This is a genomic window from Streptomyces sp. 184, from assembly GCF_045781775.1.
In the GTDB taxonomy this organism is placed as follows: Bacteria; Actinomycetota; Actinomycetes; order Streptomycetales; family Streptomycetaceae; genus Streptomyces.
On sequence record NZ_CP123230.1, the window covers coordinates 2073773 to 2096364 of the forward strand.

A 22592-nucleotide genomic window follows, 5' to 3' on the forward strand; every position below is an offset into this window, starting at 1 on the left:
CTTCCTGTACAGGCGCCCCGTGACGGGCAAATCTCCCGCCGTTAGGGTGGGGCGCATCAGCGGACCGACCACTGGAGGGTCGCAGTGACCAGCGAACCGCGCCGTCTGCGCAACTACATCAACGGGGAGTTCCGGGACGCCGCCGACGGCCGGACCATGGACGTGATCGACCCGGCCACCGAGGAGGTCTACGCGACCGCGCCCCTGTCCGGCGCCGCCGACGTCGACGCCGCCGCGCAGGCCGCGGCGGCGGCGTTCCCCGGCTGGCGGGACGCCACCCCCGGGGCCAGGCAACTGGCGCTGCTGAAGATCGCCGACGCCCTGGAGTCCCGGGCGGACGAGCTGCTGGAGACCGAGTGCCGGGACACCGGCAAGCCGCTGGAGCTCACCCGCGAGGAAGAGCTGCCGATGATGCTGGACCAGATCCGGTTCTTCGCCGGCGCGGCCCGCATGCTGGAGGGCAAGTCCGCCGGCGAGTACATGGACGGCCTCACCTCGTACGTCCGCCGTGAGCCGATCGGCGTCTGCGCCCAGGTCACGCCCTGGAACTACCCCGTGATGATGGCGATCTGGAAGTTCGCACCCGCGCTGGCCGCGGGCAACACGGTGGTCCTCAAGCCCTCCGACACCACGCCCGCCGCGACCGTGCTGCTCGCCGAGATCATGGGCGGCATCCTGCCCAAGGGCGTCTTCAACGTCGTCTGCGGCGACCGCGACACCGGCCGGCTGATGGTCGAGCACCCGACCCCGGCGATGGCCTCCATCACCGGCTCCGTCCGGGCCGGCACCGAGGTCGCCGGCAGCGCCGCCAAGGACGTCAAGCGGGTGCACCTGGAGCTGGGCGGCAAGGCGCCGGTCATCGTCTTCGACGACGCCGACATCCCCAAGGCCGTCGAGGACATCGCCGTGGCGGGCTACTTCAACGCCGGCCAGGACTGCACCGCGGCCACCCGCGTGCTCGTCCACGAGTCCGTCCACGACGAGTTCGTCTCCGCCCTGGCCAAGGCCGCCGCCGAGACCAAGACGGGTCCCGGCGAGGCGGACGCGCTCTACGGCCCGCTGAACAACGCCGCGCAACTGGAGCGGGTCGCCGGCTTCGTCGACCGGCTCCCGGCGCACGCGCGCGTCGAGGCCGGCGGCCGGCGGATCGGCGACAAGGGCTACTACTACGCCGCGACCGTCGTCTCCGGGCTGAAGCAGGACGACGAGATCATCCAGAACGAGGTCTTCGGCCCCGTCATCACCGTGCAGTCCTTCGCCGACGAGGACCAGGCCCTCGCGTTCGCCAACGGCGTGCAGTACGCGCTGGCCTCCTCGGTGTGGACCAAGGACCACGGCCGCGCGATGCGGCTGTCGAAGGCGCTGGACTTCGGCTGCGTGTGGATCAACACCCACATCCCGCTGGTCGCCGAGATGCCGCACGGCGGCTTCAAGAAGTCCGGCTACGGCAAGGACCTCTCGTCGTACGGCTTCGACGACTACACCCGGATCAAGCACGTGATGACGGCTCTCTGAGCCCCGCTCCCGCCGCCGGCCCCGCGCACGTACGTAGGTACGCCGCGGGGCCGGCCCGTGCGGATACGTATACCGATCCGCACGGGCTACCGATGTCCGCGGCCGTCCCGCGGTGCAGGCTGATCTCCGCACGCACGCAAGACGCGCATGTGCACACACGCACACACGTACACACGCACAAGACGCGAAGACGCAGCCTGGACGATGGGCACGGCCACATGACGCTGATCGGGCGCCGGGCGGACACGGCACGCCTCGGGGAACTCTTACGTGATACGCGGCTGGTGACCGTGACCGGCCCCGGCGGGGTCGGCAAGAGCGCGCTCGCGGCCGAGGCGATCGGCCGCCTCGGCCGCGGGCGTTCCGCGCCCGAGGTGCTGCGCGTCGACATGGCGCCGGTGCGCGAGCCGGCGGCGGTGCACCGGCGGCTGGCGGAGGCGGCGCGGCGGCTGCCGGACGGCGGGCGGCGGGCGGCGGTGCTGCTCGTGGACACCTGCGAGCACGTCGCCGGGGCGGTGGTCGACGGTCTGGAGGCGCTGCTGCGGCAGCGGACGGGGCTGCGGGTGGTGGTCACGAGCCGGGTGCCGCTGAACGGCGGCGCGGGCGGCGCGGGCGGCGCGGGCGCGCCCCCGGCCGGAGGCGTCGCCCCGCGGCGGCGGCCGGGGCCGCGCGGCGCGACCCTGCGGCTGGAGCCGCTGGCGCCCGACGACTCCGTGGCGCTGCTGGAGAGCCTGGCGCCGCACGCCATGCTCGACGACGACGCCGACCGTGAAGCCCTGCGCGCCACCTGCGCGCTGCTGGAGGGCCTGCCGCTCGCGGCCAGGATCGCCGCCTCCCAGCTCGGCCGGCACTGCCCCGACCGGCTGCTGGAGCGCATCTCCCGCCCCGCCGGCTGCCTCGACCTGGCCGTCGAGGAGCCGCGCTGGCCGGCCCGGCAGCGCTCGCTGCGGGCCTCGCTGCGCTGGACGCACCGGCTGCTCACGCCCGCGGAGCAGTTGCTGTGGGCCCGGTGCAGCGTCTTTCCCGGAAGGTTCCGCCTCACGGACGCGACCCGGGTCTGCGCCGACGAGCGGCTGCCCGCGGAGGTGCTGCCCGCGGTCTTCCGCGCGCTGTTGCGCCAGGGGGTCCTCGCCGTACGGGAGCGGGGCGGCGGCCGGGCGGCGGCCGGTGCGGCGGACGGTGCGGCGGACCGGCCGGTGCGGATGGTGCGGCCGGTGCGCGCGTACGGGATGGAGCAGTTGGTGCGGCTCGGCGAGGAGGCCGCCTTCCAGCGCCGGTGCCTGGACTGGACGATGGAGCCCGGGGACACCTCTGAAGACTGATTCCGTCGCGTCTTCAAATGAAGACGACGGAATCCCTTGCCGGATATAGCACCTCCTGTCATGATCAGCCATCAACCCCGGCCGAAACGACATCCGGAGTGGTTCGATGGCCCCACGCTTCGATGCGGCGGCACGCTTCGCACCCGGCGCGCAGTTCGTCGCCGGCCGCCTCGTCCCCGGCACGTCCGGCCGCACGCAGACCGTCACCGACCCGGCCACCGGCGCGGAGGTCCTGCGGTACGAACCGGCCGGTCCCGCCGACGTGGACGCCGCGGTCGCGGCCGCCGCGGCGGCGCAGCCCGGCTGGGGCGCCGCGACCCCCGGCGAGCGCTCCGACGCGCTGCACCGGCTCGCGGGGCTGCTGGCGGAGCGGGCGGCGGAGTTCGCGTACGCCGAGTCGCTCCAGTGCGGCAAGCCGATCCGGCTGAGCACGGAGTTCGACGTCCCGGGCACCGTCGACAACGCCGCGTTCTTCGCCGGTGCCGCCCGGCTGCCGGAGGGCCGGGCCGCCGCCGAGTACAGCGCCGATCACACCTCCTCCGTCCGCCGCGAGCCCGTCGGCGTCGTCGGCTCCATCGCCCCCTGGAACTACCCGCTCCAGATGGCCGCCTGGAAGGTGCTGCCGGCCGTCGCCGCCGGTAACGCCGTCGTGCTGAAGCCCAGCGAGCTGACGCCGCTGACCTCGCTGATGTTCGCCGAGGCCGCCGCCGACGCGGGCATCCCCGCGGGGGTCGTCAACGTCGTCTGCGGCACCGGGCCCGACGCCGGCGAACACCTCGTCGCGCACCCGGACGTGGCGATGACCTCGTTCACCGGCTCCACCGCCGTCGGCCGCCGCGTCGCCGCGATCGCCGCCGGCGCGGCGGGCGGCGTCAAGCGGCTGCACCTGGAGCTGGGCGGCAAGGCCCCGTTCGTCGTCTTCGACGACGCCGACGTCGAGGCCGCCGTGCACGGCGCCGTGGCCGGCGCGCTCATCAACACCGGCCAGGACTGCACCGCCGCCACCCGCGCCTACGTCCAGCGCCCGCTGTACGACGTCTTCACCGACGGCGTCGCCGCCCTGATGGCCCGGGTCCGGCTCGGCGACCCCTTCGACCCCGCGACCGACCTCGGCCCGCTCGTCTCGTACGCCCAGCGCGACCGCGTCGCCGCCTTCGTCGACCGGGCCCGCGCCGCCGGCGCCCGCGTCGTCACCGGCGGCCGGGCGCCGGACCTGAAGGGCGCGTACTACGAACCCACCCTGGTCACCGGCGCCGCGCAGGACAGCGAGATCGTGCAGAGCGAGGTCTTCGGGCCCGTGCTCGCCGTGCTGCCCTTCGACACCGACGACGAGGGCATCGCCCTGGCCAACGACACCCCCTACGGCCTCGCCGCCTCCGCCTGGAGCCGCGACGCCTACCGCACCGCGCGCGCCGCCCGGGAGATCCAGGCCGGCTGCGTGTGGCTCAACGACCACATCCCGATCATCAGCGAGATGCCGCACGGCGGCTACAAGTCCTCCGGCTTCGGCAAGGACATGTCCGTGTACTCCTTCGAGGAATACACCCAGGTCAAGCATGTGATGCAGGACATCACCGGCACCGCGCGCAAGGAGTGGCACCGCACCGTGTTCACCCCCTGAGCCGCCCGGCGCCCGCGTACCGCCCGCCGCGCACCGCTCGCGCGGCCCGCCCCGTGCACCACGCACCACGCGCCCGCAGCCCACTGGCCCGTCCCCGAGGAAGGCCGACCCCCATGGATCCGTTCGCCTCACTTCCCGAACCCGTCGCGAGGGCCTGGGAACGCAGCCTGACCAGCGGCCGGGCCGCCATGTCCCGGCGCCGGCTGCTCGCCGCGGGCGCCGGTCTTGCCGGGGCCGCGGCGCTGCCGGCGCTCGGCGCGTGCGGCATCCCGGCCGCCGACACCGGCGGCGAGGACGGCGAAGCCGCCGCGGCCCGGGACTACTCGAAGAAGGAGAAGGAACTCGCCTTCTCCAACTGGCCGCTGTACATCGACGTCGACGACGAGAACGAGAACATACGCCCCACGCTGGAGCGCTTCCAGGAGCGCAGCGGCATCCGCGTGAAGTACACCGAGGACGTCAACGACAACGTCGAGTTCTTCGGCCGCATCAAACCGCAGCTCGCCGCCGGCCAGGACACCGGCCGCGACCTCGTGTGCCTGTCGGACTTCATGGCCGGCCGGCTCATCCGGAACGGCTGGGCGCAGCGCCTGGACCCGCGCAACCTGCCGCACGCCAACGTCAACCTGGAACCGCGCTTCCGCAACGCCGCGCACGACCCCGGACGGCAGTTCACGATGCCGTGGGCGGGGCTGGCCACGGTCGTGGCGTACAACAAGAAGGCCACCGGGGGCCGCGAGGTCTCCTCCGTCGCCCAGTTGATGGAGGACGACTCGCTCAAGGGCAAGGTGTCGCTGCTCACCGAGATGCAGGACACCATCGGCATGACGCTCATCGACATGGGCAAGTCGCCGACGAAGTTCACCGACGACGACTTCGACGCCGCCCTCGCCCGGGTCCAGCGGGCCGTGGACGACGACCAGCTCCGCCGCTTCACCGGCAACGACTACACCGAGGAACTGGTCAAGGGCGACATCGCCGCGTGCCTGGCGTGGGCCGGGGACATCGTGCAGCTCCAGCTCGACACCGACGACATCGAGTTCGTGATCCCCGCCAAGGGCTATCTCTACGCCACCGACGACCTGCTCGTCCCGGCCAGGGCCCGGCACAAGACCAACGCCGAGAAACTGATCGACTTCTACTACCGGCCCGACGTCGCCGCCGAACTGGCCGCCTGGGTCAACTACATCTGCCCCGTCGTCGGCGCCCGCGCCGAGATGAGGAAGATCGACGCCTCGCTCGCCGACTACCCGCTGATCTTCCCCGACCGGCAGATGATCGACAAAGGCCAGGTCTTCATGTCGATGAACGACGACAAGGAGACCGCCTACCAGGACAAGTGGTCCAAGGTGATCGGGGCGTGAGCGCGGTGGCGGAACACGGGGCGGGCGTCACGCTCACCGGGATCAGCAAGAAGTTCGGCGACGTCACCGCCGTACACCCGCTGGACCTCACCGTCCCGCGGGGCTCGTTCTTCGCCCTCCTGGGCGCCTCGGGCTGCGGCAAGACCACCACGCTGCGGATGATCGCCGGCCTGGAGCAGCCCACCTCCGGCACCGTACGCCTCGGCGACGACGACGTGACCGCCCTGCCGCCGCACCGGCGCAAGGTCAACACCGTCTTCCAGAGCTACGCCCTCTTCCCCCACCTCGACGTCCACGACAACGTCGCCTTCGGGCTGCGCCGCCGCGGCATCCGGTCCGTGACCAAGGACGTCCAGCGGACGCTGGAGCTGGTCGAGCTGGGCCACCTCGCGCGCCGCAGGCCGCACCAGCTCTCCGGCGGCCAGCAGCAGCGCGTCGCGCTCGCCCGCGCGGTCGTCAACCGGCCCGAGGTGCTGCTGCTCGACGAGCCGCTGGGCGCCCTCGACCTCAAGCTGCGCCGGCAGATGCAACTGGAGCTGAAGCGGATCCAGACGGAGGTCGGCATCACGTTCGTGCACGTCACGCACGACCAGGAGGAGGCGATGACCATGGCCGACACCATCGCCGTGATGAACGCCGGCCGGGTCGAGCAGCTCGGCACGCCCGTCGAGCTGTACGAGGACCCCGCCAGCTCCTTCGTCGCCAACTTCCTCGGCCAGTCCAACCTGATAGAGACCGAGATAGCCGACACCGCCGGCGCGGACCTGCTGCTGTCCGCCGCCGGCGACGTCAGGCTGGCGCTGCCCGCGGCCCGCTGCCGGGCCCGCTCCACCGCCGCCGGCACGCGGGTGCTCGCCGGGATGCGGCCGGAGAAGATCTCCCTCGCCCACCGCGACGCCGCCGCGGACGGCTCCGTCGCCGACGGGCGCAACCGGATACCCGGCACCGTCGTCGACGCCTCCTTCACCGGCGCCGCCACCCAGTACGTCGTCGCCAGCCCCGTCTGCCCCGAGCTGTCGGTGTTCGTGCAGAACGTCGAGCGCGACCCCCGGCTCGTACCGGGCGCCGAGGTCGTCCTGCACTGGAACCCGGCGCACACCTTCGGCCTGGACGGCGACCAGGATATCGACGCGGGTACGGGGGAGGACGCGCTGTGACCGCGCTCGCCGTCCCGCCGGAGGCTCCGGGGAAGCAGCCCGAGCCGCCGCCCCCGCGCCGCGGGCGGCGCAGACTCACCCCGTACTGGCTGCTGCTGCCCGCCGCGCTGTGGCTGCTGGTCTTCTTCGCCGCACCGCTGGTCTACCAGGCGTCGACCTCCGTGCAGTCCGGCTCCTTCGAGGAGGGCTTCGAGGTCACCTGGCGGTGGGCCAACTACACCGACGCGCTCGACCAGTACGCCGAGCACTTCGCCCGCTCCTTCGGCTACGCCGCCGCGGCCACGATCCTGTGCCTCGCCATCGGCTACCCGCTCGCGTACATGATCGCCTTCCGCGCCGGGCGCTGGCGGGGCGTGCTCCTCGTCCTGGTCATCGCCCCGTTCTTCACCAGCTTCCTCATCCGTACGCTCGCGTGGAAGACGATCCTGTCCGACAACGGCCCCCTCGTCGGTGCCCTGGACACCCTGCACGTCCTCGACGTCACCGCGACCCTGGGCCTGACCACCGACGACCGGCTCCTCGCCACCCCGCTGGCGGTCGTCTGCGGGCTCACCTACAACTTCCTGCCGTTCATGATCCTGCCGCTGTACACCTCGCTGGAGCGCGTCGACCCGGGCCTGCACGAGGCCGCGCGGGACCTCTACGCCCGCCCGCTGACCGTCTTCCGCCGGGTCACCTTCCCGCTGTCGATGCCCGGCGTCGTCGCCGGCACGCTGCTGACGTTCATCCCCGCCTCCGGCGACTACATCAACGCCCAGCTCCTCGGCTCGCCGAAGGAGCAGATGGTCGGCAACGCCATCCAGAAGCAGTTCCTCAACGTGCTCGACTACCCGACCGCGGCGGCGATGTCGTTCCTGCTGATGGCCGCGATCCTGATCATGGTGACGGTGTACATGCGCCGGGCCGGCACCGAGGAGCTGGTGTGATGCGCTGGATCCGCCGCCACCTCGTCGTCATCGCCGGCACCCTCGCGCTGGTCTACCTGCTGCTGCCCAACGTCGTCGTGCTGGTCTTCTCCTTCAACGACCCCGCCGGCCGCTACAACTACTCCTGGCAGTCCTTCTCCACCGACGCCTGGACCGACCCCTGCGGTGTCGCCGGCATGTGCGACTCCGTCGGCCTCAGCCTGCGGATCGCGCTCGTCGCCACCGTCGCCGCCACCGCCATCGGCACCCTCGCCGCCTTCGCGCTCGCCCGCCACCGCTTCCGCGGCCGGGCCGCCGGCAACTCGCTGATCTTCCTGCCGATGGCGATGCCCGAGGTCGTCATGGCCGCCTCGCTGGGCACCCTCTTCCTCAACATGCGCGTCGAGTTCGGCGTCACGACGATCCTCATCGCGCACATCATGTTCTGCCTCAGCTTCGTCGTCGTCGCGGTCAAGGCGCGGGTGGCGAGCATGGACCCGAAGCTGGAGGAGGCGGCCAGGGACCTGTACGCGGGCCCGCTCCAGACGTTCCTGCGGGTCACGCTGCCGCTGGCCGCGCCCGGGATCGCGGCCGGGGCGATGCTGAGCTTCGCGATCTCGCTGGACGACTTCATCATCACCCAGTTCAACGCCGGGCCCTCCACGGTCACGTTCCCGATGTACGTCTGGGGCGCGTCGCAGCGCGGGATCCCGGTGCAGGTGAACGTCATCGGCACGGCGATGTTCATCGCCGCGCTGGCGCTGGTGCTGGCCGGGCAGCTCGCCGGGTCGCGGCGGAGGTCCCGGGCATGACCGACCCCGCGCGTTCCCTGGCGTCGGCAGCCCCGCGCCCGTACTGGCTCGACGACCCCGACCGGCCCGCGGCGCTGCCCGCGCTCACCGGCGCCGAGGAGGCCGACCTGCTCGTCGTCGGCGGCGGCTACAGCGGGCTGTGGACGGCGCTGCTCGCCAAGGAGCGCGGCCCCGGCCGCGACGTCGTCCTCATCGAGGCCGCCGAGTGCGGCTGGGCCGCCTCCGGCCGCAACGGCGGCTTCTGCGCCGCCTCCCTCACCCACGGCCTCGGCAACGGACTGGAGCGCTGGCCCGAGGAGATCGCCAAGCTGGAGCGCCTCGGCGCCGGGAACCTGGACGCGATCGGCGCCGCGGTCGAACGGTACGGCATCGACTGCGACTTCCGGCGCACCGGCGAGATCACCGTGGCCACCGAGCCGTACCAGCTCGACGAGCTGAGCGAGTTCGCCGAGGAGGCGACGCGCCGCGGCCTGGGCGCGGGGCTGCTGCTGATGGACCGGGACGCGGTACGCGCCGAGGTCGACTCGCCGACGTTCCTCGGCGGGCTGTGGGACCGCGACGGCGTCGCCATGGTCCACCCGGCGCGGCTCGCCTGGGGGCTGAAACGGGCCTGCCTGGCGGCGGGCGTACGGATCTACGAACACACCCCGGGCCTCGCCCTCGCCCCCGCCGGCGGAGGAGGCGGCGGGGGCGGGGCGTTCCGGGGCGCGGGCGCCGGGGCCGCCCGGGGCGGGCGCGGCGGCGCGATGGAGGTGCGCACCCCGTACGGGCGGGTGCGCGCGCCGCACGTCGCCCTCGGCACCAACGCCTTCCCCAGCCTCGTCCGCCGCGTACGCCCCTACCTCACCCCCGTCTACGACTACGCGCTGATGACCGAGCCGCTGACCGCCGCCCAGCGCGACGCCGTGCGCTGGCACCACCGCCAGGGACTCGCCGACAGCGCCAACCAGTTCCACTACTTCCGCATCACCGCCGACCACCGCATCCTGTGGGGCGGCTACGACGCCGTGCACCACTTCGGCGGCGCGGTGCGCGCCGAGTACGACCAGCGCCCCGAGACCCATCTCAAGCTCGCCGGCCACTTCCACCGCTGCTTCCCGCAGCTCGCCGACGTCCGCTTCACCCACCGCTGGGGCGGCGCCATCGACACCTGCTCCCGCTTCTCCGCCTTCTTCGGCACGGCCCACGCCGACCGCGTCGCGTACGCCGCCGGCTACACCGGCCTCGGCGTCGGCGCCAGCCGCTTCGGCGCCGAGGTGATGCTCGACCTGCTCGCGGGCGAGCGCACGGAGCGCACGGAGCTGCGGATGGTGCGCAGCAAGCCGCTGCCGTTCCCGCCGGAGCCGCTGGCGTGGGCGGGCATCGGGCTGACGCGGTGGTCGCTGGCGCGGGCGGACGCGGGCGGCGGCCGGCGGAACATGTGGCTCAGGGCGCTGGACCGGATGGGCATGGGCTTCGACAGTTGACGAGAACAGGGAGTGGGCAGATGCGCATCTTGCTGGTGGGCGCGGGCGGTGTCGGCACGGCGATCACCCGCATCGCGGCGCGCCGCGACTTCTTCGAGGCGATGGTCGTCGCCGACTACGACCTCGGCCGCGCCGAAGCGGCGGTCGCGTTCGTACGGGCCACCCACCCGGGGCCGCCCGGCGCCCGGTTCACCGCCGCCCGGGTGGACGCGGCGGACCGTACCGCGGTCGCCGCGCTGCTGCGCGCGCACCGCTGCGACGTGCTCCTGAACGCCACCGACCCGCGCTTCGTCATGCCCCTCTTCGAGGCCGCGTACGAGATGGCCGCCACCTATGTCGACATGGCGATGTCCCTCTCCCGCCCGCACCCCGTCCGCCCGTACGCGGAGTGCGGCGTCAAGCTCGGCGACGAGCAGTTCGCCGCCTCCGACCGCTGGGCCACCTCCGGCCGCCTCGCCCTCGTCGGCATGGGCGTCGAACCCGGCCTCTCCGACGTCTTCGCCCGCTACGCCGCCGACGAACTCTTCGACACCGTCGAGGAGATCGGCGTACGCGACGGCGCGAACCTCACCGTGGACGGCTACGACTTCGCGCCCTCGTTCTCCATCTGGACCACCATCGAGGAGTGCCTCAACCCGCCCGTGATCTGGGACGCCGACCGCGGCTGGCACACCACCGAGCCCTTCAGCGAACCGGAGGTCTTCGACTTCCCGGCCGGCATCGGTCCGGTGGAGTGCGTCAACGTCGAGCACGAGGAGGTGCTGCTCGTGCCGCGCTGGATCGACGCGAAGCGGGTCACCTTCAAGTACGGGCTGGGGGAGGAGTTCATCGACGTCCTCAAGACCCTGCACAAGCTGGGCCTGGACCGCATCGCCCCCGTCGCGGTCGGCGACGCGAAGGTCTCGCCCCGCGACGTGGTCGCCGCGTGCCTCCCCGACCCGGCGACCCTCGGCGACCGGATGCGCGGCAGAACGTGCGCGGGGACGTGGGTGAGCGGCACGAAGGACGGCCGGCCGCGGGAGGTGTACCTCTACCACGTGGCGGACAACGAGGAGACGATGGCGCTCGACGGCGTCCAGGCCGTCGTCTGGCAGACGGGCATCAACCCGGTGGTCGCCCTGGAACTCCTCGCCACCGGCGAGTGGACGGCCACCGGCGTGGTGGGCCCGGAAGCCCTGCCCCCGAGGCCGTTCCTGGACCTCCTGACGGCCTACGGCTCCCCCTGGTCCCTCCGCGAGGACGGCTGACCCGCGGCCCTCGTACGCGCCCGACCGCCCCCGGGCGCGCGGCGGCCCGGCCGCTCACGCCTCCTTGCGCACCAGGTCCTCCCACTCCGCCGCCTCGCCCTTCGCCAGCTCCACCGCCAGTTCCTCCCGGCCCAGGGCCGCGGCCAGACGGGTCCTGATGCGGTCGGTGTCCGTGCGCTCGGCTTCGGGGAGGGGGGCGCCCGCGGCGATGCGCAGGGCGGTGGCCTTGGCGATCAGGCGGGCGGCCAAGGGGGCGTTGCCGGCCAGGGACTCCGCGCCGGCCAGGCCCTCCAGGGCCAGGGCTACGGCGCGGGGGTCGCCGGTCGGGCGGGCGAAAGCCAGGCCCTCGCGGTGGTGGGCGCGCGCCGCCTCCGGGTCGCCGGCCAGCTCCGCGACGAAGCCCAGCTCGGCGAGGATCAGGGCCGTGCCCACGTCCGACTCGATCTTGCGGTCCCAGTCCAGCCAGCGCCGCAGATGCGCCTCCGCCTCCGCCAGCCGGCCCTGCCGGCGGGCGCCCATCGCCAGGCCGATGCCCGCGAACTCCTCGCCCACCACGTACCCCTGCTCGGCGGCCAGCCGGGCGGCGCGGCCGTGCAGTTCGTCGGCCTGCGCGACATCACCGGTGAGCAGCGCGATCCGGCCCAGCATCGACAGCTTGTCCGACACCTCCGACCACAGCCCCAGGTCCTCCGCCATCCGCAGGCCCTCGCGGTGCAGCCGGGCGGCCTGCGCGTAGTCGCCGGTGATCTCCGCGTACGTGCCCAGCGCGTACGTCGCGTGCAACTGGCCCCAGCGGTCGCCGAGTCCGGCGAAGAGCGCCATGCTGCGCTCGCCGTACTCCGCGAGCGCGGGCAGGTCGCCGCGGAGCACCGCGTTGCGGGCGACGGTGCTGGACACCGCGGCGGTGCCCCACTGGTCGCCGAGGGCGCGGAAGACCTCCTCGGCGCGGGCCAGCGGGTCGCCGCCGCCGGGCAGCGGGCCGAGGCCGAGCCGGGCGAGGCCGAGGAAGGCGTCCGCGCGGGCGCCGGCGGCCAGTTCGGGGAGGGTGGTGGGCGGCGCGGGGCGGACGGCGGGCAGGGCGTCGGGGGCGAGGGGTTCACCGAGGCGCAGGGTCATCGCGGCGCGCCAGGTGAGGGCGGCGGTACGGGCCGGGGTGGAGGGCGCGGTGGGGGGCGCCGCGCTGTCGGGGGGCGCGGTGGCGGGGGCCGGTGTGGTGGCGGCGGGCGGTGTGGTGCCCGGTGCGGGTGTGAGCGCCGTGGTGAGGAAGCGGCGGCCCTCGCCGAGACGGCCGCGCAGCACCCAGTACCACGCCAGGTCGCAGGCCAGGGCCAGCGCCGTCGCCGCGGCGCCGGTGCGTACCGCGTCCTCCAGCGCCGCGCGCATGTTGGCGGACTCGGCGTCGAGGCGCAGCAGCCACTGGCGCTGGGCGGGGCCGCGCAACTGGGGTTCGGCCTCGGCGGCGAGGGCCGCGTAGTACGCGGTGTGGCGGCGGCGTACGGAGGCGAACTCACCGGCTTCGCAGAGCTGTTCGTGGCCGTAGGCGGCGACGGACTCCAGCAGGTGGTAGCGCGCGGGGGTGACGCCGTCGCCGGGGACGGCCATGACCAGGGAGCGGTCGACGAGGCGGGCGAGCAGGCCCAGCACGTCGTCCCCGGCGATGCCGTCGCCCGCGCAGACCGCCTCGGCGGCGGGCAGCGTGCAGCCGTCCACGTGGAGGGCGAGGCGGCGGAGCACGGCCTGCTCGGGGGCGGTCAGCAGCTCCCAGCTCCAGTCGAGCATCGCGCGCAGGGTGCGCTGCCGGGCGGGCGCGTCGCGCGGGCCCGCGGACAGCAGCCGGAACCGGTCGTCGAGGCGGGCGGCCAGCTCGTGGACCCCGAGGGCGCGGACGCGGGTGGCGGCCAGCTCCAGCGCGAGGGGGATGCCGTCGAGGCGGCGGCAGACGGTCGCGACGGCGGCGGCGTTGGCCGCGTCGACGGTGAAGCCGGGGGCGGCTGCCGCTGCCCGCTCGGCGAAGAGGCGGACGGCGCCGGAGGCGCGGAGGGCGGTGAGGCCGGGTGCGGGGTGCGCGTCGGGGGCGGGGCCGGCGGGCGGGCGTGCGGTGGGGGCGGTGCCTCCCGGGGCGGCGCCCTGCTCGGCGGGAGCGCTCGGCGGTGGCGTGGCCGCCTCCGCCGGCGGGACGTCCAACGGGGCCACCGGCCACAGGCGTTCGCCGCCGACTCCCAGCGGCTCCTGCCCCGTCGCCAGCACGTGCACGCCGGGCGCCGCGGCGAGGAGCCGGGCGCAGAGCGCGGCGACGGCGTCCACGACGTGCTCGCAGTTGTCGAGCACCAGCAGCGCCCGCTTCGTACGCAGCGCCTCGGCCAGCCGCTCCGCCGGGGCCGCACCGCCGGCGCCGGTCAGCAGGCCGCCGCCGGCGGTCTCGTCCCGTACGCCCAGCGCGGCGGCCACGACCTCCGCCGCCTTGTCGGCGTCGGGGGCGGCGTCCCCGGCCGCCGCCGCGGGCCGCGGCGGCGCCAGCGCCGACAGCTCCACCAGCCACACCCCGTCCGGGAACGATCCCGGCAGCCCCCGGGCCGTCTCCAGCGCCAGCCGGGTCTTGCCGACCCCGCCGGGGCCGGTCAGCGTCACCAGCCGGCCCGCCGCCAGCAGGGCCCGCACCGCCGCGACCGCCTCGTCGCGGCCGATCAGCTCGCCGTGCGGCGCCGGCAGGTTGCCCCGTACCGCCGCCGGCTCCCGCTCCGGTGCACCGAGCGCCGGGTCCTGCTCCAGGATCGACTGATGCAGCGCGACCAGCTCCCGGCCCGGGTCCAGGCCCAGCTCCTCCGCGAGCTGCGCGCGCAGCCGGCCGTAGCTCGCCAGCGCCTCGCTCTGCCGGCCCGCGCGGTACAGCGCGCGCAACTGGGCGGCGCGCAGCCGCTCGCGCAGCGGGTGGCGGGCGACGAGGTCGCCCAGCTCGTCGGCGAGGAGCGCGTGCTCGCCGAGTTCGAGCCGGGCCTCGGCCTGCTCTTCGAGGGCCGTCAGCCGCAGTTCGTCGAGCCGCGCGATCTCCGCGCGCGCGAACTCCTCGTCGGCGAAGTCCGCCAGCACCTCGCCCCGCCACAGCGCCAGCGCGTCCGCGAGCAGCGCGGCGCGCGCCCGGGGGCCGTCGGCGCGGCGGGCGGCGGCGGTCAGGGCCGCGAAGCGGCCGGTGTCGGTGGCCTCGGGATCGACGTCCAGCAGATAGCCGGGCGGGCGGGAGACGACCAGCGCCCGGGCGCCGGGCTCGGCGTCCTCAAGCGCGCGGCGCAGTTGGGAGACGCGGGTCTGGAGGGCGCCTGCGGGGTTCGCGGGCGGGGCGTCGCCCCACAGGTCGTCCACGAGCCGGTCGGCGGGCACGGCGCGGCCGGCGTGGATCAACAGGTCGGCGAGGAGGCTGCGGACCTTCACCTCCGGTACGCGGACCGCCTGGCCGCCGGCCGTCCACACCGCCAGCGGACCGAGCACCCCGAAGCGCATCCGTTCACGGTAACCCAGCGCGCAGACAGCCCTTGGCGCCGCGCGTGCGGCCCGTACCCGCAGCGGACCTGAAGCGGATCCGAAGGAGACCTGGAGGGCCCTGCCGGACCGTGGTCCACGTCGTCGACGGCGAGCGGGAGGAGGCCCCGGATGAGTACGGACGCCACGCTGCGGCTGACCGTCCTCGGCGGCCTCGGGCCCGGCCGGGCGGCCGGCGCCGAGGCCCGGCGGCTCGCCGGGCTCGCGGGGCGGCGGTCCTGCCTGGAGGTGGACCTGATCGACCTCGCGGCGGCGTGCCTGCCGGAGCCGTGCCCCGGCGTGCTGCCCTGCGACGCGCCGGAGCCGCCCGCCGTACGGGAGCTGCGGCCGTGGCTGGACGCGGCCGACGGGTTCGTCGTCGTGGCCCCGGCCGCCGCCCAGCCGCACCCCGCCGGGCCGCTGCGGCGGGCGCTGGTGTGGTGCGCGGAGGCGTTCAAGGCCCGGCCGGTGGCGCTGCACGTACGGGCGGGCGAGGAAGCCCCGCGCGCGCTGCGCACCCTGCGCGCCGACCTCGCCGAGGCGCACGCGCTGACCGTCCGGGAGACCGACTGCCCCGACCACGCGCTCGACGAACTCATCTGGTGGGCCCGCGCCCTGCGCACCGCCCGCGCCCAGACCCCGTACCCCTTCTGATCCCGACCGTCCCCAAACCACCGAAACGGAAGAATCATGTCCGCAATCGCCCCGGAGCCCGCCGCGCTGCGCGCCGGCCCCAGGCAGTGGCTCGGTCTCGCGGTGCTGCTCGCGCCGACGATCCTGCTGTTCGTCACGATGACCGTGCTGTTCCTCGCCACCCCCGACATCGCCGCCGACCTCGAACCCAGCAGCGGCCAACTGCTGTGGATCAACGACATCTACGGCTTCATGATGGCCGGCCTGCTCGTCGCCATGGGCACGCTCGGCGACCGCATCGGCCGCCGCCGCATCCTGCTCTTCGGCGCCGTCGCCTTCGGCGCGGCGTCGGCGGCGGCCGCGTTCGCGCCGGGCGCGGAGGCGCTGATCGCGGCGCGCGCCGTGATGGGCGTGGGCGCGGCGGCGGTGATGCCGTCGACCCTGTCGCTGATCAGCAACATGTTCCAGGACGCCAAGCAGCGCGCCACCGCCATCGGCCTGTGGGCGGCGTCCGTCTCCGTCGGCGTGGCCGTCGGCCCGCTGGTCGGCGGGCTGCTGCTGGAGAACTTCTGGTGGGGCGCCGCCCTGCTGGCGGGCGCGCCGGTGATGGCGCTGGTGCTGCTCGCGGCGCCGTTCCTGGTGCCCGAGTACCGCGCCCCGCAGCCGGGGCGGCTCGACCTGCCGAGCGTGGCGCTGTCGATGGTCACGGTCCTGCCCGTCGTCTACGGGGTGAAGGAGATGGCCGCGCACGGCGTGAACGCCACCGCGATCGTCGCCCTCGCGCTCGGCATCGTGCTGTCGACCGTGTTCGTACGGCGGCAGTTGCGGCTCGCCAACCCCCTGCTCGACATGCGGCTGTTCGGCGACCCCACCTTCAGCGGCGCCCTCGCCGTCTTCCTCCTCAGCGCGGTCGCGCTCGGCGGCGTGTACCTGCTCTTCACCCAGTACCTCCAGCTCGTCGAGGAACTGACGCCCCTGGAGGCCGGGCTGTGGATCCTGCCCGCGGCGGTGCTGCTGGTGATCGTCTCGATGCTGTCGCCGGTGATCGCCCGCAGGGTGCGCCCGGGGTACGTCGTGGCGGCGGGCAGCCTGCTGTCGGCGGCCGGGTACGTGGTCCTCACCCAGGTCGACAGCGTCGGCGGGCTGCCGATGCTGATCACCGGCTTCTACCTGCTCTACCCGGGCATCGCGCCGGTGATGGCCCTGGCCACCAACCTCGTCATCGGCTCCGCCCCGCCGGAGAAGGCGGGCGCCGCGTCCGCGGTCAACAGCACCGCGAGCGACCTCGGCGTGGCCCTCGGCATCGCCCTGCTGGGCAGCGTGGGCACCGCGGTCTACCGCGGCGACATGGCAGCCGCGGTCCCCGCCGGCGTACCCGACGGCGCGGACGCCGCCGCCCGCGACACCCTGCCGGGCGCGCTGAGCGCCGCGGAGGACCTGCCGGCGGCGCTGGGCGACGCGATGCTGATGCCGGCGAAGGCGGCGTTCGCGAGCGGGCTCAACGTCGCGGCGGCGATCGCGGCGGGCCTGGCGGTGGCCGCGGCCGTCCTGTCCGTCACCCTCCTGCGCCGCGTCCCCGCCGCCGGCACCGCCCAACCGGAGCCGGAGCCGGAGCCGGAGTCCGAGGCGGAGGACCCGCCCGCGCGGGACGAGACCCCGGTGCCGGCGGAAGCCGGTCGCTGAGGCCCGTACGCCGCCCTGGACAGCCGGCGCACGGAGCGGAAGAGAGCCGCGTGGCGAGGGAGTCGAGCCCCCGCCACGCGGCACCCGCCGTTACGCTGCCGCCGCCGGACGCGGGTTCTCCCCAGGTCCGGCGGCGGAGCGCCGAGGTCCGGCCCCGTCTCCACGGCTCTACGGCTCTACGGCGCCAGCCGACCCCCGCGGACGCCGGCCATCCTGGCGCCCTCGAAGGTCGCGCCCTCCGTCTTCGCGCTCAGCAGCACCGCACCCTCCAGATCCGCACCGCCGAAGTCCGCGCCCCGCAGGTCCGCCCCGGCGAAGTTGGCCCGCCGGAGCGACGCCCCCCGCAGGTTCGCCCCGTCGAGCGCCGCCCGCATCAGCCGCACCCCGTCCATCCGGGCCTCCGACAGGTCGCAGCCGGTGAACGTGGTGGCGCCCGCGTGCACCTCGGCGAACACGGCCCCGCGCAGCGACGCCCCGGCGAAGTCGGCCCCCGTGAGGTGCGCCTCCGACAGGTCCGCCCCCTCCAGCCGGGCCTCGCGCAGCACGGCGTGGCCGAGGTTGGCGTCCCGCAGGTCCGCCCCGTTCAGGTCCGCGCCGGCGAGCGGGATGCCCCGCAGGTCCCTGCGGTCGCCCAGCCCGGAGAACTCGGCGGAGACGCCCCGCCAGTCGGCCCCGCCGCGCAGGGCCGCCAGGATGCGCGCCACGGCGGCCGCCCCCTCCGGCGTGTCCCAGCGGCGCCGGTCCGCGGCGATCCGCTCGTCGTCGTGGTCGTCGTCCATGTTCCTCCGGTGGGTCGCGCGCCGTTCAACGGTGGCCGATGGAGCCGAGGAAGCCGTTCAGCCGGTCGAGATGGTAGACCGTCTCGTCGTGCTTCTTGATGAGCACGTCGAGGCCGCGTTCCGTCAGCCCCTCCGGCAGCACGTCCATCTCCTTCACCAGCACCTTGCGTACGTTCTCCAGGCCGTTCCTGGCGTTCGTCAGGTCGGCGATGTGGTCGAAGGGCACGCCGTTCTGCTTCACGGCCACCACCTCGCCGGCGGCCTCCCGGCGCGCCGCGCTGTAGTGGTTGTGGTTCGGCATGCTGTTGATCTTGCCGATGGGGTCCTTCTTGATGTTCTCCAGCTTCTGGATCGCGTTCTGGGCCGAGTCGCTCAGGCCCAGCTTGCGGCTGCTGTACGGAGAGAGTCCCAGCGGGTCCGACCACGTCAGCGGGTTGTGCACGTACGCGACGGGGTTGGGCGCGGGGGACAGGCCGAGCGGGTCCGGCGTGGCGTAGCGGGCGAGGGCGGGGTCGTAGTAGCGGTGCAGGTTGTAGTGCAGCCCGGTCTCCCGGTCCGCGTACTGCCCGGGCAGCCGCAGCGGCGTGTACGCCGTGCTCTTGGCGGACCAGGCGGTGGTGCCCCAGATGGTGCTGCGGGCGCGCCAGGCGATCTGCCCGTCCGCGTCCACCAGCTCCCGCGGCGTGCCCACCAGGTCGCTGACGATGGCGAAGAACCGGGAGTCGACCTCCCGCTGGTCGGTCTCGTCCGTGATGCGCTCCGCCTGCGCGATCGGGCTGAACCCGTCGTGCTCCCAGGTCAGGGTCACCGGATGCGGCAGCCCGGCGGTACGCGCGGTCTCCTCCACGAGCACCGCCCCGTCCCACGTGAACTCGATCCGCTCGGCGACCTCCCCGTCGCCCGACAGGCGCTCCTTGGCGATCCGGCGGCCGAGCGGATCGTAGCGGTAGCGCCACACGGTGCCGTCCGGGGTCGCCGCCTGCGTGAGCCGGTCCTCGGCGTCCCAGGTGAAGCGCCAGGTGTCCGGCTTGTGGGAGAGCCGCTTGCGGGTACGGGCCACCAGCCGGCCGGCGGCGTCGTGCTCGTAGCGCAGGGCGCCCGCACCCCGGACGCGCGTGCCCGCGTAGGTGCGCTCGCCGGTGGCCGCCGCGTCGGCGTGGTGGTCGGGCCAGGCGGCCCGCGTCACGTTGCCGACGGCGTCGTAGCCGTACGACTCCCGCCAGTCGCCCGCGACGACACCGGTGACCCGGCCGACGGCGTCGACGTCGAACCGGCTCACCCCGGCCAGCCGGTCGTGCACGGCGACGAGGTTGCCGTCACCGCGGTAGGTGTACGTGCGCTGCTGGACCGTGCGCTCCCCGGCGGACACCGTGCGCGCGTGCAGCCGGCCCACCGGGTCCCACCGCTGCTCCACGCTGAGCGAGCCGTCCAGCACACAGGCGCGTTCCCGGCCGCCCGCGTCCCGCTCGAAGCGCAGCGTGTGCCCCGCCGCCGTGACCGCCTCGCGGCGGCCCGCGGCGTCGTACCCGTACGACGTCAGCGCGCCGGAGGGGGTGACGCGGCGGACCCGGCGGCCGAGCGCGTCGTAGCCGAACGACAGGCTGCGGCCGTCCACGCTCTCCTTCGTGACCAGGCCCGACTCGTTGCGCTCGTAGGTGACGACGGAGTCCGGGCCGGCGGCGGAGAGCAGCCGCCCGGCCGCGTCGTATGTGTACGTCGTCCGGGCACCGGCCGCGTCCTTGCCAAGGACGTTGCCCAGCGCGTCGAACTCGTAGGCGACGCGCTCCCCGAGCGGCGTGACGGACGCCGTGACCCGCCCGGCCGCGTCCCGTACGTACTCGGTGGTCCTGCCGTCGAAGTCGGTCTCCGAGACGAGGCGGCCCGCGAGGTCGTACACGTACTGCCAGCGGCGTCCCAGCGGGTCCGTGACGGCGGTGAGCCGCAGGCTCGCGTCGTGGGCGAACTCGTAGCGCGCCCCGTCGGGCGTGGTGTAGGCGCTCAACTGGTCGAAGTGCGTGTACTCGTAGGCGGTGACCGCGCCGCCGGCGTCGGTGTGGCCGACGCAGTTGCCCTCGGCGTCGTACGTCCAGGACTCGGTCGTGCCGTCCGGCAGCGTGTACGAGGTGAGCAGGCCCTCCGTGTTCCATGTCGCCCGGGTGGCGTGGCCGAGGGGGTCGGTCACCGTACGGACGCGGCCGAAGGCGTCGTACTCGTAGCGCGTCGTGCCGCCGAGCGGGTCGACCGTCTCCACGGGCAGGCCGGCCGCGTTGTTCTCGATCCGGAACGTGTGGTCCAGCGCGTCGGTGACCGCCCGGAGGCGGCCCTGCGCGTCGTAGTGGAAGCGGGTCGTGGCGCCCGACGGGTCGGCGACGGAGAGGCGGTTGCCGGCCTCGTCGAAGGACTGGACCCAGGTGGCTCCGTCCGGCGCCGTCACACGGGTCGGCAGGCCGGGGGCGGCGTAGTCGAGGGTCGTGGTGGTGCCGTCGGGGCGGACGAGGGTGCGCAGGTTGTCCTCGGCGTCGTACTCGTGCGCGAACCGCCCGCCCAGCGCGTCGGTTTCTTCGGTGAGGTTGTGGTGGGCGTCGTAGGCGGCGCGGGTGGTGTGGCCGAGGGCGTCGATCTCGGCGACGATCTGGCAGTTGTCGTTGACGACGAAGCGGGTGGTGGCGCCCGCGGCGGTGGTGAGGGTGGTGACGGTGGCGTCGGGCCAGGCGGGGTCGGTGCCGTCGTAGTCGAGGGTGAGCGCGAGGTGGCCGGCTTCGCCGGCTTCGGCGGTGCAGCGGTCCTGCGCGTCGTAGGTGTAGTCGTAGCGGTGGCCGTTGCGGTCGGTCCAGGAGGTCGCGCGGAGGCGGTGGTCGTAGGTGAAGACCAGCGGCAGGCCGGAGGAGTTGGTGTCCTCGGTGAGGTTGCCGGCGGCGTCGTAGCCGAAGCGCTTGACGACCACGTCGGTGCCGTCGTCGGCGGCGCCGGCGAGGGACAGCGCGGTGACGCGGCCGTCGTCGCTGGTGAGCTTGAGGTGGTAGCCGCCCGAGTGGCGGATGTCGGTGGGGGCGCCGTCCTCGTCGTAGGCGAAGTCGATGGTGTGGCCGTTGCGGTCGGCGATCCGCTCGATCGGGGCCAGGCCCTCGGCGTCGGGCCGGGCGAAGGTGCGGGTGTGGCCGGTGAGGGGGTCGGTGACCGCGTAGCCGCCGGACTCCAGGCGGACCAGGGGCCAGCGCGGGCCCTGTTCGGGGAGCACAGCGGTGTCGGTGCCGGCGGGGTGGGGGTAGGCGAGGAGGCGGCCGTCTTCGGTGACGAAGACCACGCCCTGGTCGTCGGTCTCCAGGCGCTGGTCGACGGTGGAGGCCCAGGTGGGGCCGAACCACCAGCCGGTGCGGTAGGTCGAGCCCAGCCGGCGGGAGAACGCCAGCGGCAGCAGACCGGGCAGCTCGATGTCGCTTAGGGGCAGGTACATCTGGCCGGTGGCCAGGTCCACGGGGTCGGTGAACTTCGAGACGATGTTCTTCAGCCGGGTGGTGGCGCCCTGCGCGGCGTCGTCGATCATCGTGCGGCCGCGTTTGGCCAGCCCCAGAACGGCGTTCTTCATGCTGCGCAGCCCGGCGAGGCCGCCCTTGAGGCTCTTGAGGCCCTTGCCCAGCTTGGCCAGTGACGTCAGGCCCTTCAGGCCGGGGATGCAGTCGAGGGCGGCCATGGCGACGTCGAAGAGGGAGGCTTCGCCGTTGGCGTACTTGTAGAGGGTGTCGGCGAGGACGACGAGGGCGGCGGCGAGGACGACCCAGGCGAGGGGGCCGCCGATGATGAGGACGACGATGCCGAGGACGGCGACGATGACCTTGCAGACGGTGACGATGGTGTCCCAGTTGTCCTTGACCCAGTCGACCGCCTTCTCCCACCACTTGCGGTTCTGGATCCCGGCGTCGGAGGCGTCCTCCAGCTTGTCCTTGGCCTCGGAGGCGGCGTCCTCGCGCATCTTCTTCGCGTCGGCGGCCATCTTCTTCGCCGCTTCGAGCCCGCCCTGCGCGTTGTCGACGGCGGTCTGGGCGGAGGACCGCGCGGACTTGGCGTCCGTCGCGTTGCGGGTGGCGGCCCGCACCTCGGACTCGTCGGGCTTCTCCTTGCCCTCCTTCTCGTCGTACTCCTTGGTCTTGTCCGTCGCCCGCTCGACCCAGGAACTGGCGGAATCCAGCCGTCCGTTGGCGGCGGTCAGGTCGCTCTGCGCTTCGCGCCCCTTGGCGAGGGCCTTGTCGGCGAGGGACTGCGCCCGCTCCAGCTTCGGCCAGTACGCGGCAAGGGCATCGCCCGCCAGGTCGTAGGAGCGCTGGAGTTTCCTGAGGTTCTTGGGGACCTCTTCGAACTCGTCCTGGAACGCCTTCGCCGTCTTCCCCGCCCAGCGGAGCAGCGCATCCTCACCGGCCATGCCCTTGATCTGCCGCAGCGCGTCCGCCACGTCGTCCGCGAAGTCGTGCAACTCCCGCGCGAGCTGCCTGACCCGCTCCGGATCCCCCGGCGTCGGATCCTCGTCCAGATCCAGCACATGCCAGTCCGTCGGCCGACTCCCCACCCCGTTCTCCCCTC

The 22592-nt window shown here is 74.2% G+C and carries 14 protein-coding genes; 11 read left to right on the forward strand and 3 right to left on the reverse strand.

The window, feature by feature from the left end; all coding sequences use genetic code 11:
- The first annotated feature begins 84 nt into the window (after window positions 1-84).
- From QBL21_RS09020 to QBL21_RS09060, 9 genes are all read left to right on the forward strand, one after another.
- Window positions 85-1515: a gamma-aminobutyraldehyde dehydrogenase gene (locus QBL21_RS09020; protein WP_407561496.1), complete on the forward strand. Its 1431-nt coding sequence runs from the start codon at window positions 85-87 to the stop codon at window positions 1513-1515.
- Between the two features lie 284 nt (window positions 1516-1799).
- Window positions 1800-2837: a hypothetical protein gene (locus QBL21_RS09025; RefSeq protein ID WP_407561497.1), complete on the forward strand. Its 1038-nt coding sequence runs from the start codon at window positions 1800-1802 to the stop codon at window positions 2835-2837.
- Between the two features lie 106 nt (window positions 2838-2943).
- Window positions 2944-4458 carry a gamma-aminobutyraldehyde dehydrogenase gene (locus tag QBL21_RS09030; protein WP_407561498.1) on the forward strand — a complete coding sequence of 505 codons (1515 nt, stop codon included), beginning with the start codon at window positions 2944-2946 and terminating at the stop codon, window positions 4456-4458.
- A gap of 113 nt (window positions 4459-4571) precedes the next feature.
- Window positions 4572-5822, forward strand: a complete 1251-nt coding sequence (locus tag QBL21_RS09035) for a spermidine/putrescine ABC transporter substrate-binding protein (protein ID WP_407561499.1) — start codon at window positions 4572-4574, stop codon at window positions 5820-5822.
- Window positions 5819-6979: an ABC transporter ATP-binding protein gene (locus QBL21_RS09040; protein ID WP_407561500.1), complete on the forward strand. Its 1161-nt coding sequence runs from the start codon at window positions 5819-5821 to the stop codon at window positions 6977-6979. The genes QBL21_RS09035 and QBL21_RS09040 overlap by 4 nt, the downstream gene beginning before the upstream one ends.
- On the forward strand, window positions 6976-7905 hold the full coding sequence (locus QBL21_RS09045; protein ID WP_407561501.1) for an ABC transporter permease: 930 nt from the start codon (window positions 6976-6978) through the stop codon (window positions 7903-7905). Before QBL21_RS09040 ends, QBL21_RS09045 begins: the two co-directional genes overlap by 4 nt.
- Entirely contained in the window at window positions 7905-8696 is a 792-nt protein-coding gene (locus QBL21_RS09050) for an ABC transporter permease (RefSeq protein WP_407561502.1), read from the forward strand. Before QBL21_RS09045 ends, QBL21_RS09050 begins: the two co-directional genes overlap by 1 nt.
- Window positions 8693-10162: an NAD(P)/FAD-dependent oxidoreductase gene (locus tag QBL21_RS09055; protein ID WP_407561503.1), complete on the forward strand. Its 1470-nt coding sequence runs from the start codon at window positions 8693-8695 to the stop codon at window positions 10160-10162. The genes QBL21_RS09050 and QBL21_RS09055 overlap by 4 nt, the downstream gene beginning before the upstream one ends.
- A gap of 20 nt (window positions 10163-10182) precedes the next feature.
- Window positions 10183-11409 (forward strand): saccharopine dehydrogenase family protein, encoded by a 1227-nt coding sequence (locus tag QBL21_RS09060; protein ID WP_407561504.1) that lies wholly within the window; start codon window positions 10183-10185, stop codon window positions 11407-11409.
- Between the two features lie 54 nt (window positions 11410-11463).
- Here QBL21_RS09060 and QBL21_RS09065 read toward each other — a convergent pair whose 3' ends face one another.
- Complete coding sequence (locus QBL21_RS09065; protein WP_407561505.1) at window positions 11464-14904, reverse strand: BTAD domain-containing putative transcriptional regulator; 3441 nt, start codon at window positions 14902-14904, stop codon at window positions 11464-11466.
- 150 nt (window positions 14905-15054) lie between these two features.
- Here QBL21_RS09065 and QBL21_RS09070 point away from each other — a divergent pair, with 150 nt between their 5' ends.
- Both QBL21_RS09070 and QBL21_RS09075 read left to right on the forward strand, forming a co-directional pair.
- Complete coding sequence (locus tag QBL21_RS09070; protein WP_407561506.1) at window positions 15055-15576, forward strand: NAD(P)H-dependent oxidoreductase; 522 nt, start codon at window positions 15055-15057, stop codon at window positions 15574-15576.
- Window positions 15577-15612: 36 nt separating this feature from the next.
- Complete coding sequence (locus tag QBL21_RS09075) at window positions 15613-17238, forward strand: MFS transporter (RefSeq protein ID WP_407561507.1); 1626 nt, start codon at window positions 15613-15615, stop codon at window positions 17236-17238.
- A 176-nt stretch (window positions 17239-17414) separates the two neighbouring features.
- On the opposite strand, the gene QBL21_RS09080 is transcribed toward QBL21_RS09075, so the two are convergent.
- On the reverse strand, window positions 17415-18017 hold the full coding sequence (locus tag QBL21_RS09080; protein WP_407561508.1) for a pentapeptide repeat-containing protein: 603 nt from the start codon (window positions 18015-18017) through the stop codon (window positions 17415-17417).
- 25 nt (window positions 18018-18042) lie between these two features.
- Window positions 18043-22578: a polymorphic toxin type 28 domain-containing protein gene (locus tag QBL21_RS09085; RefSeq protein ID WP_407561509.1), complete on the reverse strand. Its 4536-nt coding sequence runs from the start codon at window positions 22576-22578 to the stop codon at window positions 18043-18045.
- Window positions 22579-22592: the final 14 nt, after the last annotated feature.

Bases quoted from the DNA above. Each gene is read 5' to 3' on its own strand.
- QBL21_RS09080 (WP_407561508.1), bottom strand. From the start codon at position 18,017: ATGGACGACGACCACGACGACGAGCGGATCGCCGCGGACCGGCGCCGC.
- QBL21_RS09070 (WP_407561506.1), top strand. From the start codon at position 15,055: ATGAGTACGGACGCCACGCTGCGGCTGACCGTCCTCGGCGGCCTCGGG.
- QBL21_RS09075 (WP_407561507.1), top strand. From the start codon at position 15,613: ATGTCCGCAATCGCCCCGGAGCCCGCCGCGCTGCGCGCCGGCCCCAGG.
- QBL21_RS09035 (WP_407561499.1), top strand. From the start codon at position 4,572: ATGGATCCGTTCGCCTCACTTCCCGAACCCGTCGCGAGGGCCTGGGAA.
- QBL21_RS09065 (WP_407561505.1), bottom strand. From the start codon at position 14,904: ATGCGCTTCGGGGTGCTCGGTCCGCTGGCGGTGTGGACGGCCGGCGGC.
- QBL21_RS09050 (WP_407561502.1), top strand. From the start codon at position 7,905: ATGCGCTGGATCCGCCGCCACCTCGTCGTCATCGCCGGCACCCTCGCG.
- QBL21_RS09055 (WP_407561503.1), top strand. From the start codon at position 8,693: ATGACCGACCCCGCGCGTTCCCTGGCGTCGGCAGCCCCGCGCCCGTAC.
- QBL21_RS09060 (WP_407561504.1), top strand. From the start codon at position 10,183: ATGCGCATCTTGCTGGTGGGCGCGGGCGGTGTCGGCACGGCGATCACC.
- QBL21_RS09030 (WP_407561498.1), top strand. From the start codon at position 2,944: ATGGCCCCACGCTTCGATGCGGCGGCACGCTTCGCACCCGGCGCGCAG.